The sequence below is a fragment of the Rhodanobacter sp. BL-MT-08 genome (genome assembly GCF_054161255.1).
The window spans coordinates 1617331-1630532 of record NZ_CP167872.1 but is presented as its reverse complement, the minus strand read 5'-3'; the positions used below and the strand labels follow the sequence as shown (position 1 = coordinate 1630532).

At 62.4% G+C, this 13202-nt stretch carries 11 protein-coding genes; 4 read left to right on the top strand and 7 right to left on the bottom strand.

The window, feature by feature from the left end:
• The first annotated feature begins 42 nt into the window (after positions 1-42).
• A complete protein-coding gene (locus tag ACDK93_RS07055) occupies positions 43-1407 on the top strand; it encodes an APC family permease (protein ID WP_458071897.1) in 1365 nt (454 codons plus the stop codon).
• Here ACDK93_RS07055 and ACDK93_RS07050 read toward each other — a convergent pair.
• The 4 genes from ACDK93_RS07050 to ACDK93_RS07035 all read right to left on the bottom strand — a co-directional run bounded on the left by ACDK93_RS07050 (position 1382) and on the right by ACDK93_RS07035 (position 5120).
• Entirely contained in the window at positions 1382-3439 is a 2058-nt protein-coding gene (locus tag ACDK93_RS07050) for a CHASE2 domain-containing protein (RefSeq protein ID WP_458071896.1), read from the bottom strand. The genes ACDK93_RS07055 and ACDK93_RS07050 overlap by 26 nt on opposite strands.
• Positions 3440-3478: 39 nt before the next feature.
• Complete coding sequence (locus ACDK93_RS07045; RefSeq protein WP_458071895.1) at positions 3479-4078, bottom strand: OmpA family protein; 600 nt, start codon at positions 4076-4078, stop codon at positions 3479-3481.
• A 22-nt stretch (positions 4079-4100) separates the two neighbouring features.
• Entirely contained in the window at positions 4101-4610 is a 510-nt protein-coding gene (locus tag ACDK93_RS07040) for a FecR family protein (RefSeq protein WP_458071894.1), read from the bottom strand.
• Between the two features lie 324 nt (positions 4611-4934).
• Positions 4935-5120, bottom strand: coding sequence for a hypothetical protein (locus ACDK93_RS07035; RefSeq protein ID WP_458071893.1), 186 nt, complete (start codon positions 5118-5120; stop codon positions 4935-4937).
• Between the two features lie 47 nt (positions 5121-5167).
• Here ACDK93_RS07035 and ACDK93_RS07030 point away from each other — a divergent pair, with 47 nt between their 5' ends.
• Positions 5168-5923: a M90 family metallopeptidase gene (locus ACDK93_RS07030; RefSeq protein WP_458071892.1), complete on the top strand. Its 756-nt coding sequence runs from the start codon at positions 5168-5170 to the stop codon at positions 5921-5923.
• A gap of 61 nt (positions 5924-5984) precedes the next feature.
• On the opposite strand, the gene ACDK93_RS07025 is transcribed toward ACDK93_RS07030, so the two are convergent.
• The 3 genes from ACDK93_RS07025 to ACDK93_RS07015 all read right to left on the bottom strand — a co-directional run bounded on the left by ACDK93_RS07025 (position 5985) and on the right by ACDK93_RS07015 (position 9206).
• A complete protein-coding gene (locus ACDK93_RS07025; protein ID WP_458071891.1) occupies positions 5985-6704 on the bottom strand; it encodes a hypothetical protein in 720 nt (239 codons plus the stop codon).
• Positions 6705-6981: 277 nt separating this feature from the next.
• Entirely contained in the window at positions 6982-7923 is a 942-nt protein-coding gene (locus ACDK93_RS07020; RefSeq protein ID WP_458071890.1) for an MBL fold metallo-hydrolase, read from the bottom strand.
• Between the two features lie 173 nt (positions 7924-8096).
• A complete protein-coding gene (locus ACDK93_RS07015; protein ID WP_458071889.1) occupies positions 8097-9206 on the bottom strand; it encodes a M42 family metallopeptidase in 1110 nt (369 codons plus the stop codon).
• A gap of 548 nt (positions 9207-9754) precedes the next feature.
• On the opposite strand from ACDK93_RS07015, the gene ACDK93_RS07010 reads away from it, so the two are divergent.
• On the top strand, positions 9755-11701 hold the full coding sequence (locus ACDK93_RS07010) for a CocE/NonD family hydrolase (RefSeq protein ID WP_458071888.1): 1947 nt from the start codon (positions 9755-9757) through the stop codon (positions 11699-11701).
• Between the two features lie 541 nt (positions 11702-12242).
• Positions 12243-13142 carry a hypothetical protein gene (locus tag ACDK93_RS07005; protein WP_458071887.1) on the top strand — a complete coding sequence of 300 codons (900 nt, stop codon included), beginning with the start codon at positions 12243-12245 and terminating at the stop codon, positions 13140-13142.
• Positions 13143-13202: the final 60 nt, after the last annotated feature.

Below are 13202 nucleotides of genomic sequence, written 5' to 3'. Positions count from 1 at the left end.
ACCGTTTTTCGCCACAATCCTGCCCCTTCAGCGAGTGACGCGATGGCTTCTCAGCACGATGTTTCAACCGCTCCGACGGACACCGGCTATCGGCAGGAGCTCAACCGCACGCTGGGCATGCGCCAGCTGCTGATCTACGGCATGATCTTTATGGTGCCCATCGCGCCCATGGCGGTGTACGGCTTCGTGGCGAGGGAAAGCTACGGCATGGTGCCGCTGGTGTATCTGGTCGGCATCGTCGCCATGCTGTTCACCGCGCTCAGTTACCGACAGCTGAGCCAGGTGTTTCCGGTAGCGGGTTCAGCCTACTCATATGTGCAGCAGGGTTGGCACCCTTATCTTGGTTTTCTCGCCGGCTGGATGATCCTGGCGGACTATCTGATGGTTCCCGCGTTGCTTTACGCGTTCAGTGCCACCTGGCTGAGCGGCCTGCTGCCCGGCGTACCCACCTGGGTCTGGGTGCTGACCTTTGTCGGGTTCAACACCGGCGTCAACGTGCTGGGCATCAAGCTTCAAGCGCAGGCGCATTTTGTGCTGCTGGCGCTCGAGCTGATCGCACTGGCGATCTTTCTGGCCTACGCCATCCACTTCGTGTTCTTCGCCGGGCACCGTACCGGCGGGTGGTCAATCGCGCCGTTCTTTCAGCCGCAGCATCTGGACGGCCGTTTCATCGCCACCGCCACCTCGATCGCGGTGCTGAGCTTTCTCGGCTTTGACGCGATCAGCACGCTGGCTGAAGAAACCAAAAATCCGCGCAAGACCGTCGGCAATGCCACGCTGCTGGCGCTGCTCGTGCTTGGCGTGATCTTTATCGCGCAGACTTACATCGCCGCACTGGCGCACCCCGATTACAAAACGCTGAGCACCGATCTCGGCTTTTTTGAAATAGGGCGCGAAGTGGGTGGACGCTGGCTGTATCTGCTGCTGATCATCATCAACGTCATTGCCACGGGCATTGCCAACGCGCTTTCGGCACAGCTGGCGATTTCGCGCATTCTTTATTCCATGGGCCGCGACCGCGCACTGCCCGGGTCGACCTTCCTGGCGCACATCCACCCACGGCTGAAAACGCCGGTGAACGCCACGCTGCTGGTCGCCGTGCTGTCGATCGTACTGGCCCTGGTGATACCTGAGGAAGTCATTCTCAAGCTGGTCAATTTCGGTGCGTTGACCGCCTTTCTGCTGCTCAACCTCACGGTGTTCGTCTACTTCTACATCAAGCAGAAAAAGTATCGGGCCATTTTCAACTATCTCGTTTTTCCTGCGCTCGGCCTGCTCATCGTCGGCTTTGTCTGGTCGGGGTTCGATCGCACGACGTTCCTGTTTGGCGGCGCGTGGCTGCTGGTCGGCATGGTGCTCGGTGCTTTCAAGTACCGCAATTTCAGGTCGTTTGAACCAGCGGAATAACCGATGCCTCAAGCTTTTCGGTAAACGCGAGCTCGCCAGCCATGGCGTCTTCCACGGGTTCCTGGCCCAAAGGGGTTTTTTCCTCGTCGCGGAAGCGGGCGGCGATCTGCAGAATTTCCGCTTCAATGGCGAAAAAGGCGTCGAGTACGGCGGGATCGAAGGTTGTCTCATCCAGTTCGCGCATCAGCGACTTTGCACGCTCGTGCGGGAAGGGATTCTTGTAACAGCGTCGGCTGATCAGCGCGTCGTAAATATCGGCAACGGCCATGATGCGGCCAGACAGCGGAATATCCTGGCCACGCAACCCGTCCGGGTAGCCGGTGCCATCCCATTTCTCGTGATGCGTGGCGGCGATCTCTCCGGCGATCAGAAGAAAATTATCGCCTTCGATATGTTCCGCCATGCTGTAGATGATCTTGCGGCCGAACTCCGCGTGCTGGCGCATGATCTTCAGCTCGTCCGGGGTCAGCGAACCGGGCTTGAGCAGGATGTGATCCGGCACGCCGACCTTGCCGATGTCATGCAGCGGCGCCGAGAGAAACAGCAGGTCGATGTATTCCTTGTTCAATGTCTGCGGGTACTGGCCGTTACGCTGCAATCGCTCGGCAATTGCGCGCACGTAATGTTGCGTGCGCTTGATATGTGCACCGGTCTCCGGATCGCGCGTTTCGGCCACGGCAGCCATCGACTCGATGGCGACCTGGCGGGCGTTGTCCAGCTGCCGCCGCCAGCGCTTGGCGTGACGCTGATTGACGGCAAAACGAACCACGAAGGACAGCACCAGCAGCGCACCGAGGACCATCATGGGTGTACCGGTCGGAAGGAAAAGGCCGGTACGTACAAAGACCACGCCAACCATCGCAAGCAGCGCGACCACGCACAATACGACGAGCAAGGTCAGCATCGCCAGACTCCGGCCAGCTACGAACAGCGCAGTAACGACCAGGGCCAGCAGCAGGCCGAGAAGCAAGGCAGCCTTGCCGCCCCATACCGGGATACGCACCGACTGATCGTCCAGAATGCTTTGCGCCATCACCGACTGAATTTTCAACCCGGAAAAATCCCGGTCCACCGCCGTGGGATGCACGTCGTGCAGACCGACCGCCGACGATCCGACGAAAACGATCTTGCCGCGCAGATCCGCGGGCGCAACGCGACCGCCCAGCACATCCACTGCCGACAGGCTGGCATAGCGCTGCGACGGACCGTTGAAACGCAGCAGCGCATTGCCGCGCCGGTCCACCGGAATCCGGTGAGAACCGATCCAGATTGACACTCCATCGACACCCGAGTCCACGCGTCCCGCGGCCACGCCGAGCGAACGCATGGTAGCGGCCAGCGCGAGGCTGGGTTGAACGACGCCGTTGTATTCGATCAACATGGGCAGCCGTCGCAACACGCCGTCGTCATCCGGACGACTGTTGACGAAGCCGCTGGTGCGCGTTTGCGCAGCGATCGCATCGATGCTCCTCAATACCCCTTTCGCCCGATCGAGCGAGAGCCGATCGAGCTGGCCGACGAAACCAACACCCGGGCGTAGCGGGCCATCGGAGCGGCTCGCGTGGTCGAAATAGAAATAGCGCGCGCCGACCACGTCGTCACTTGCCATCACCTGACCGAGATAGCCGTCGTTGTCGAGCAGGCCGGCAGGCACACCGTTGAACGTGACATCGATGCCGAAGTCGCGCTTGAAGGTTTGCCGGATGTCGGCCAGCGAGGTGCGGTCGGCTTCGGAAAAGACGATGTCCATCGCAATGGCCGACGGATGCCAGGCGGCGATGCGCTCGAGCAGCTGCGCAACGCGATAGCGCGGCCAAGGCCACTGTCCGAGGGCGGACAGGCTGACGTCGTCGATATCGACCACCACCGTGTCGGATGCGGGAGCATCGGACGCGGTATGCACCAGCAGGCGGTCCAGCACAAACCGATCCATCCCGGCGACCGGCGGCGCGTTGAACATACCGCCGACTCCGATAGCCAGTGCGATAGCCAGCGCGCCCAGCAGGACGGCAATGGCCGAACGGCGTGACATCCGGACGTCTGAAGTCACTGGCTTCATCACCAAGCCACGTCAGAGCACGACGATTTCGGCGCGCCGGTTTCGCGGTTCGCGAACGCCTGGGCCGGTCGGCACCAGCGGTGCCTTGTCGCCGAAGTAGCGCACGTCCATCGGCAGTTTGGGGTCGATCTGCTTCAACAGGTGAGCTACGGCCTGGGCACGTTGTGCTGACAGCGCCATGTTGTGGGCTTCGGTACCTGATGAGTCGGCGTAACCGTAAACGGTGACCTCGGTCGGACTGCGATCGCGCACAGACTGCAACACCTCCGGCAGCTGTTGCTTGGATTCCGGCGTCAGCTCCATGCTGTCGAACAGAAAGTTCAGCGTGAAACTCCGCGGCGGGGTCGGCTGTGCATCGAGCAGCGCACGATGGTCGTTTTCGAACGCCTGGCGATCGTTGGCTCGCGGCGCGCCGGGGGCGGTCGACTGCTCCACCGCCACCGTGTTGAAGGCCTGATCGATGCGCTGCTGCCCCTGCGCATCGGATACCGTGACGGCGCCGACGTGACCGTTCTGGTCCGGCAGCAGAGTCACCCTGGTTGCGCTCGATGCGCAGCCGGACAGCACGCCAGCCGCGGCCAGCAGGCACAGCGTAAACAGCCGAACACTCATGCGTTGAATCCCCATGGCCGACTCAGTTCACTTCGATCAAAAAACGCGTGCCACGCACGCCGACAGTCGCCTTGGGCGTCTCGACCGATACCGACTGCGGCGACAGCTTGCCGATCTTGCCGGACTCGTAGATCGCCGAGCCCTTGCTCAGGTACAGCGAGAAAGCGAACTTGTTGTCCTTCGGCGCAAACACGTAGTTGCGCACCAGAATGTCGGCCCCCGAGCCCAGGGTCAGCAGCGTGCCATCGCGAAACACGATGGCGGCCGAGGCACCCGGCGCCGAGACGAGGCGATCGGAAACCTGCAGGGTACTGCCGCTCATCGCGTCAAAGGTCTGTTGCCCGCGTGTCACCTTGACCACGCCGGTCACGCTTTTCACCAGCGCGGCATGATCCGCGAGCTCGTCTTCGATTACCGGATCGGTGGCGACGGGCGCGGTGGCTGCCTTCTTCCTGACATGGCCGGCAGCGTGAACGGGCATGGCCAGACAAACGAGCCAGGCAACTCCCAGCAGGCGCAAATAGCGTTTCATGGAACTCTCCCTTCGGGCCCAGCCACCATGGCCAGTTCTCCGTCGCGTCGATGGATGACGCCAAAACCGTGTGCTGCGACGTGCGGTCACATCAAATGAAAACGTTTCGCCAGCTCAGGCCCGCTGGTTTTCCAACCGTGCAAATTACCCATCCACCGCTTGCCCACACCGCAGCCTTCACATTCAACCTGCCCGCTCCGCGTCATTCACTGCCGCTGTGCGTCGTCACGGCGGTGTCTTCGCCGCGTGCCCGAGACGTAAAGAGCCGATCACGAATACGGCCAGTTAGCCGCACAACCTTGCTTATGTTGCATCGGCAGCTGACTAGCGCGCATCGCCACAGGCGTCAAAAGAAGCGCGCAGGACATTGACAGGTTCAGCGATGCACGACCGGTGCCAATCGGCAAGAACCTGCAAAACGGCGATCGCGGAGAGCGAGTCGACGCGCAAAACCGGCTGCAACGCGGCCACGACCGAATGGATCGCGCGTTCCTGCTTGAGAAAGCACACTCCGGCCCTAATCCTTTGGGCTCCAGGACTTCCTCCCGCATGCGCCCATGTTCGACAAACTCAGAAAGTGGCGCATCCGACGCATCGTCGCCAGGCACCCGATCGCCGAGCCGCTGTGGCAGCAGGCGCTGGAGCGCTGCGCGCCGGCGCGTCGGCTGGGTGCATCCGATCAGGCGGCGCTGCGCGTGCTGGCCACGCTGTTCCTGGAGCGCAAGTCGGTGGAGCCGGTAAAGGATCTGCCGCTGGATGACGCCGATCTGGTCCTGCTCGCGGCAAATGCCTGCTTGCCCATTCTGAAGCTGGGCATCGACTGGTACGACGGCTGGAGCAGCATCATCGTCTACCCCGACGCCTTCATTCCCCGCCGGCCGAAGGTCGACGCCGCCGGTGTGGTTCATCAGAGCGACACCATGCTGGCGGGCGAAGCGTGGGGGCGAGGCCCGGTGATCCTGTCGTGGTCCGAGGTGCTGCACGGCGGCAAGCGCCCCGGCCACAACGTGATCGTCCACGAGATGGCGCACAAGCTCGACATGCTCAATGGCGACGCCAACGGCTTTCCGCCGTTGCATAAGGGCATGGACCATCAGGTGTGGTCGAGCGTCTTCCTGAGCGCCTGGAATCATCTGAAGGACGAGCACCATAACGGCATACATCTGCCGATCGATCCGTATGCGCTGGAAAGCCCGGCCGAGTTTTTCGCCGTCGCCAGCGAACAGTTTTTCGAAGCGCCGGCAACCCTGCACGAGCATCTGCCGGACGTCTATCGTCAGCTTGAGCTGTTTTACCTGCAGCATCCGCTCTGAGCGCAGTGCCACGAGAAAAAAAGCGGTAGCGAATACCGGGAGATTGGGGCAGCCACAACGCTCAGGGATGATGCTGCGCCCACACCGTGATCTGTTCCCCGAACGGGGTATGCACGACGACATCCATGATCGGATTGGCGACCACGAAGATAAAGCCGCCGATCACGGTGACGGCCAGCGGGCGTCGCCAGGTGAACAGGTCGAACACCAATAGCGCGGCAATCATGCCAAGCGGAATCACACCGATCAGCACGGGATGGGTTTCCATAAACGGCATGCGCCCGAGCGCCGGTGGCATCAGCATCACGTTGGCAATCAGCATGACCCGCTTGTGCACCCTGGCGTTTTGGCGCTTCCAGATGGCCACCGCCACAAAGGCGCCGAAAATGATGATGCCGATGACGTTATCGATCAGAAACGACGCCGGTGTAAAGAACGGCGGCAACACCGCCGCTCGCCGCAAGGTGCCGAAGGGCGCCAGCACACCGAGTACCACCATCAGTCCGGCGATCACGGCGCCCAGCACACCCAGCTTTCGATGAAGCCGGATATTCCCCGCCGAGATCAGGCTCGACTGAATGACGAAAAGAATGATCCACGCTGAAAACACCGCGCCGTGCAGATGCACCAGCAGACTCGGCAAATGCGCAAACACGGCGCCCTGCAAAAAGTAACTCGGCGCAAAGCCGACCAGAACAATCAGCAACATCAGCATAGACATGGCGGTGAAAAACACATCGTCCGCACGCCGCGTCCCCGAACGCGCAACCAGGCTAGCCATGGCAATTCCTTACATGGGTTTGGAATGTATGGGACTGGAACTCAGCTCCCGTCCAGCGGGGCGCGTAAACGCGTTATGCCAGAACCGCACCCGGCTCGCCAGTGGCCCGTCGGGAAACCCGCGGCGCCTTGGCCTGCTTCGAGACAGTAAGGTTCCTCGACTGCGCGTCGAACCATCACGCGGCAAAGGAGTCAGGGGCTGTTCTGGCTCATCCCTCGGTGCAAACCATGGACCGCGACAGAGCGCATGCTGTTTGGACGCCTGTTCCGCCAGCCGGCTACGGCAACGGCACCGGCCGGCGCTTTTTGCCGGCAAGTTCATCCACCGTTTGCCCGATGTTTTTCTTGGCGAAATAGTCGAAGTAGTTCCAGCCGCCATAGCTGGATTTCAACTCGGTCAACACGCTCTGCTGCAGCAACGCGCCCTGCTCGCCCTTGCCTTGCGCCATCGTTATCGCCTGGCGCAGGGCCGCCAGATAATCGTGGAATGCCGCCACGTCGGCGGCATGGCCGACCTCACCATGTCCGGGTACGAAAGCGGCATCGCGATAGTCCTGGAGCAATACAGCGTTGGTATGCATCTGAGCCGCCGTGTCCGCATCGATCAGATTCGGCAGACAGTGATTCCAGAAAAGATCGCCGGTGAACACCACGTTCGCATCGGGCACCACGACAACCGAATCGCCACCGGTATGCCCCGGCATCACGCGCACCACGACTTTGCGCTGGCCGAGATACAGCTCGATACCCTGGCCGTAAACAAGGCTGGGCAAGACGAATGACTGCACCATCTTTTTCTGCGCTGGCGTGATCTTGTCGCCGAAGAATTTCGCGTTTTCGGTCCGTTCCCATGCCCGCACGTTACGTTGCGCCAGAATCACCGCACCAGCGGCCTGAAACACGCCATTGCCCGCCACATGATCGAGGTGGTAGTGGGTATTGACCACATAGCGCACCGGCAGCGCGGTCTTTTCCCGAATGACCTTCAACAGCGCCTGCGCGGCCTCCGGATCTTCGAAACTGTCCACCACCAGCACGCCGTCATCGCCAATGATGAAGCCGGCGTTGCTGCCGGCCTTGCTGTCCGGTAACGCCACGGCCGTCCAGACACCTTTGCCGACCTCGTGCATGGTGAAAGGTGCAGCGCTATCGGCCGCATGCGAGACGGCGCAGCTCACGGCCAGGCCTAGCAGAAGCAAGAGATTGTGCAAGCGTCGCATGGATCACCTCATCAAGCTCAAGTCAGACCGGCACGATGTGCTCATCGAGTCAGTCTTCAAAAATCTCCCCAGTCCAGGAACGACTGACTCGTCACGTAGCAGCTATCGCAGGAGTCGCTCGTTCAGGCGCATGCCGACCTTTGTTGCGCTTTTGCTCCGCTGGCGTGAACTGCTCAGGGCGTTGCCGCGTCCGGCGCGAAGTCGCGCAGATGCGCTGCCGTGCGTGCATCGATCTTCTGGATCATGGCCACGACCAGATCCACCATGCGATCGAAATCGGCGCGGTCCATCACACCGTTGTGGGCATGCGTATAGCGCACCGGCACCACCAGATTTATCGTGGGCGCACCGCCGCTGGACTCCTGGATTTCGGCGGAGTCGTCGCCATAGCCCTGCACGAGATCGCGCTGCAGGGGGATGTGATGATCGGCGGCGACCTGCTCGGTGAGTTCCACCATTCGGCGGTTCGGCAAGGCGGAGGTGTCGTACAGAAACATGCCGGGGCCGCCGCCGAGCACCGCCTGCGTTTCCTCCGGATTGCGCCCCGGGCTATCGCCGGTAATGCCGCCCTCGATCGCGATACCGATGTCCGGCTTGATCACTTCTGCAGCGGTACGCGCGCCGCGCAGGCCGATCTCCTCCTGCGTGGTGGCAGAAACAAACAGCTGATTTGGATGACCGCTGCTGCTGAGCCGACGCAAGGCTTCGATGATCACGGCGCAACCGACGCGATCGTCCCACGCCTTGCCGAGGTATCGGCCCGTGCCGTTGAGCACCTCGAAGCGCGAATCCGGCACCACAGGATCGCCCGGCTCCACCCCCAGCGCGCGCACCTCATCGGCGGTCTTCGCGCCGACGTCGAGATACATGCTGTCGCGCGGAAACACGGTGGAACGCTCGGCGATGGGAACGACATGGATATCGCGGATGCCGGTCACCGCTTCCACCGGCCCCTTCGAGCCAAGAATCACCCAGCGCTGATCCGGCAATGCCTGATCCAGCCAGCCGCCCAGCATCTGCATCGACAGAAAGCCGTTGGCCGTGACCCGGCGAACCATGCCGCCCAGCTCGTCCATGTGGGCGTCGAGCATGATCCGCGGACCGGATGAACCGTGCCGCGCGATCACCGAGCCCATGCCGTCGTAGGTGATGCTGTTGGCCAGCGGCTTCATCTCGCGCACCATGATCGCCCGCACCGGCTCTTCAAAGCCGGATGGACCCGGCGCGTCGGAGAGCTGTTGCAGCAAACGTTCGGTGCGGTCCGTTGCGGCAAATGCAGGCATGCTACAAACCGCGGTCACAAAGACGAAAAGCGTGCTACTGGCGACAATCAGGAAACGGCGCATGGGTGACCTTGGCTGGGTGGATTGAGGCGAACCACAAGCTCGTCCGGAGCCGCGCTGCAGCGCCAGCCGATAGAACGGGCGAGCACAGCTGCCTGCTATCGGTGCAATGAATCAAAGTGCCGATAAAGACTGTCAGGGTCAATAGGCTCACATCGCCGCACCCGTCTATCAACGGACTGGGAGCCGACGGATGAGCCATGGACGAGATCCACGGCGTTCATTTCGGCGTAATGCAACCGGGTCCGCGCGAACTCAGCAGTAAGGGCTGCCGCCATCGCTGTAGATGCTGTCGGTATGCGCGTTCAGACCGCCGGTTCCAGTTAGCGCGGGGATTCGCCTCGATCATTCGGAAGCATGTTTCGCAGCAGGAACGTCGCCTCGTCCCCCGCACAAGCGCAGTTGCAAAATGTCATCGGACATTCCCATAGTGGCAGCCTGCTGCGATCAAAACATTGCTGAATCCACGCCACAGGAATCCCGTACCCATGAAAAAAACCGCCCTGGCCTCGGCACTCGTTTCGCTCGCTGGCCTCGCCTGTGTTGCCTCGCCCGTCTTGCTGGCACAGAACACCGCCGCGTCGAAGATCACGCCCGACATGATCCAGACCGCGTCGGATATTCCGGCGAACTGGAAACAACCTCAGGACGGCTTCGACTACGTCAAGCGCGACGTGATGATTCCGATGCGCGACGGCGTGAAGCTGCACACGGTCATCATGATTCCGAAAAATGCGCACGGCCTGCCGATGCTGCTCGAGCGCACGCCGTACAACGCCAGCGGATTCGTCACGGGCAACAGCCCGCACATGGCCGACGCGGTGTGGTCGGGCGACAAGGACTGGGCCGACGGCAGCACCATCCTGGTGTGGCAGGACATCCGCGGCAAATACGGTTCGGAAGGCAAGTACATCATGACGCGCCCACCGGTGGGGCCGCTCAATCCGACCACCACCGACGACACCACCGACGCCTGGGACACCATCGACTGGCTGGTTAAAAACACCAGGGAATCGAACGGCAACGTCGGCATGATTGGCTCGTCCTACGACGGCTGGACGGTGGCGATGGCCCTGCTCCACCCGCACCCCGCGCTAAAGGCCGCCGCGCCGGAAAGCCCGATGATCGACGGCTGGATGGGCGACGACTGGTACCACTACGGCGCCCTGCGCCAGATCAACCTCGACTACTTCAGCGGCCAGACCAGCAAGCAGGGCGAAGGCGAAAGCATCCCGCGCGCCAACTACGACGACTACAGCAACTTCCTCGACGCCGGTTCCGCCGGCGCCTATGCCGAGGCCAACGGCTTCAAGCAGCTGCCCTGGTGGAACCGATTCTCGGCGCACCCCGCCTACGACGCGTTCTGGCAGAACCAGGCGCTGGACAAGCTGCTCGTCGCGCATCCCTCCAACGTGCCCACCATGTGGCTGCAGGGCCTGTGGGATCAGGAAGACATCTACGGCGCCGTGCACGCGTGGGAAGCGCTGAAAACCGCCGGCCACGGCAGCAACAACCACCTCGTGATGGGCCCCTGGTGGCACAGCCAGATCAACCGCGACGGCTGGAACATCGGCCCACTGAAGTGGCCCGGCAACACCACCGCGCAATTTCGCCGCAGCGTGATGATTCCCTGGTTCAACCATTACCTGCGCGGGACGCCGCTGGCCAAGCCGCTGCCCGAGGCGATGATCTACAACCCGACCGAGCAGCACTGGGACGACTTCACCGACTGGAAGGTGGCAAGCAAGCAGTCGCTTACCCCGCTCTATCTGCTGGCCGACAAGGGCCTGGGCTTCGAGCAGCCGAGCGGCAGCGGTGACAGCTACGTGGCCGACCCGGCCAAACCCGTACCCTATTTACCGCGCCCGATCCCCGCCAAGAACGAGGACGGCTGGCGCACCTGGCTGGTACACGACCAGCGCTTCGTGGTCGATCGGCCTGATGTGCTCAGCTACACCACGCCCGTGCTGAGCAAGACCGTCCGGCTGGAAGGCGCACCCATCGCCGACCTGTTCGCCAGCACCACCGGCACCGACGGCGACTTCGTGGTGAAACTTATAGACGTCTATCCGGGCAGCGATCCCAATAACCCCGAGATGGGCGGCTACGAGCTGCCGATCTCGCTCGACATTTTCCGCGGCCGCTATCGCAAGAGCTTCGCCGACCCGTCACCGATCCCGGCCAACCAGGTGCAGGAATACAAGTTCCGCCTGCCCACGGTGAACTACGCGTTCAAGCCCGGCCACCGCATCATGGTGCAGATCCAGTCCAGCCTCTTTCCGCTGTACGACCGCAACCCGCAGACCTACGTGCCCAACATCCTGTTCGCCCAACCGTCGGACTATCAAAAAGCGACGGTGACGATCGAGCACGACGCAGGCGGACGCAGCGCGGTACTGTTACCGGTGGTGTCGGACATCGCGAAGGGCGAATGAAGGGTCCCTGCAACCTGAGTAATTAGCAAACCGAAGAGCCCGATCCGTACTGGCGCGCGGATCGGGCTCTGGTTGAGCTTCGTCATTCGATCAGCAGTTTTCAGAGCACAACGCCCGCCGCTACAGCTTGGCGCGACGCACCCACATCATGGCCGGACTCTCTTTAGTCGATCTACTCACGCCGCTGCAAGCAAGTAGTGCAGCGCGTGCAAACAACCCGTCGAGGCGGTTGGACCATGCGCAAACCCGCACAGACACAGCGGATGCGCCACCGTTTCGCGCCAGGGGAACCCTGAACGAAAAAATCGGTCTATGATGGTTGGCCGCAAAACGCGCTGACGGTATGCGCGGGTTTCGTGTGGGTAATTGGCTCTCATAAGGCAGTGTCATCGAACGTTCCGAGCAGCACCCACATAACAGCCGCGGTGATCGTGCCCGCGGTCTGGCACCACTGGATAGCGAAACGCGCGAGACCCTGGCTCGCGGCCGCTGGCGGCAGCCACCGCTGACACGTCCCACGCTGGCGCTTGTGCTGGCTTTGGTGCTGGTTCTGCACGCGCTGTTTGCGCTGGTGTTTTGGCACGCGCTGCAGGCCAAGGTGTCGAATCTGGCGGTAGCGCCTGTCGAAACCGAGCAGGCGCTGGTCGTGCGCTTTATCGATCACCCCGGTGCGCCAGCCGCCGCACCGCCGCCCGTGCCACCCACGGTGGCACCGCCGCCGCAGGCACCACCACCGCGCGCTCGCCCGGTGGTGAAGGAAAAGCCGCATCGCGATGCGATGGTCGTGCAGGATCATTCGGCACCGCCGCCGGCAGCCTCCGTGGCCGCGCCGTCCGCCTCCAGCCTGTTTGCGAAGGACGGCTCAGTGCGGCTGGCGCCCACGCAGACCGACTACGCGTCGACGAACCCAAAGATCAAACCGGCCAAGCCGACTGACGACAGTCAGATCATGCAGCACGACTACAACCAGATGCACACCAAGACCACCCGCTTCGAAAAATATTTTCCGCCGCCGAATGAGACGGCCGGCGGCAAAGTGGGTCGGCACGTTGGCGACGCGATCAAGGCGATTGCGGCAAGCATCTGCGACCCGAGGAAACCCGGGTTCAACCCGCTGTGCGGCACGCCGCCGATTCCGCCGTCGCCCAAGGATGGCGATGAGCGCCTCAACATGCCGGCGCATTCGCTGACCGAGGATCCGAACCCGCCCAAGCCGCCGCCGCTGTCGACCTGCTTCGCCGAGTATCGCAACACCAAGCCGCTCTCGTACGGCTGCCCCATCGACACGCCAGATCTGGCCTTCAAGGCAGAAGTGCGCGAATGCAATGATCTGTACAACGCCGGCAAACGACTCAAGCCATGGTGCCCGCCTGATACGCCCAAGCGAGCTGCAGCCGAGGCGGCGGCACCCGCCGCTTCGGCAAGCGCCGGGTCGCACTGAGCACGCTCGATCGCTCTTGGCCACGCTCAGGGCGACACCTGGCGGAAAGGCAATGCAACT

Excerpts from the sequence above, each read along its gene's own strand:
- ACDK93_RS07055 (WP_458071897.1), top strand. The coding sequence starts at position 43 with ATGGCTTCTCAGCACGATGTTTCAACCGCTCCGACGGACACCGGCTAT.
- ACDK93_RS07050 (WP_458071896.1), bottom strand. The coding sequence starts at position 3,439 with ATGTCACGCCGTTCGGCCATTGCCGTCCTGCTGGGCGCGCTGGCTATC.
- ACDK93_RS07045 (WP_458071895.1), bottom strand. The coding sequence starts at position 4,078 with ATGAGTGTTCGGCTGTTTACGCTGTGCCTGCTGGCCGCGGCTGGCGTG.
- ACDK93_RS07040 (WP_458071894.1), bottom strand. The coding sequence starts at position 4,610 with ATGAAACGCTATTTGCGCCTGCTGGGAGTTGCCTGGCTCGTTTGTCTG.
- ACDK93_RS07030 (WP_458071892.1), top strand. The coding sequence starts at position 5,168 with ATGTTCGACAAACTCAGAAAGTGGCGCATCCGACGCATCGTCGCCAGG.
- ACDK93_RS07025 (WP_458071891.1), bottom strand. The coding sequence starts at position 6,704 with ATGGCTAGCCTGGTTGCGCGTTCGGGGACGCGGCGTGCGGACGATGTG.
- ACDK93_RS07020 (WP_458071890.1), bottom strand. The coding sequence starts at position 7,923 with ATGCGACGCTTGCACAATCTCTTGCTTCTGCTAGGCCTGGCCGTGAGC.
- ACDK93_RS07015 (WP_458071889.1), bottom strand. The coding sequence starts at position 9,206 with ATGCCTGCATTTGCCGCAACGGACCGCACCGAACGTTTGCTGCAACAG.
- ACDK93_RS07010 (WP_458071888.1), top strand. The coding sequence starts at position 9,755 with ATGAAAAAAACCGCCCTGGCCTCGGCACTCGTTTCGCTCGCTGGCCTC.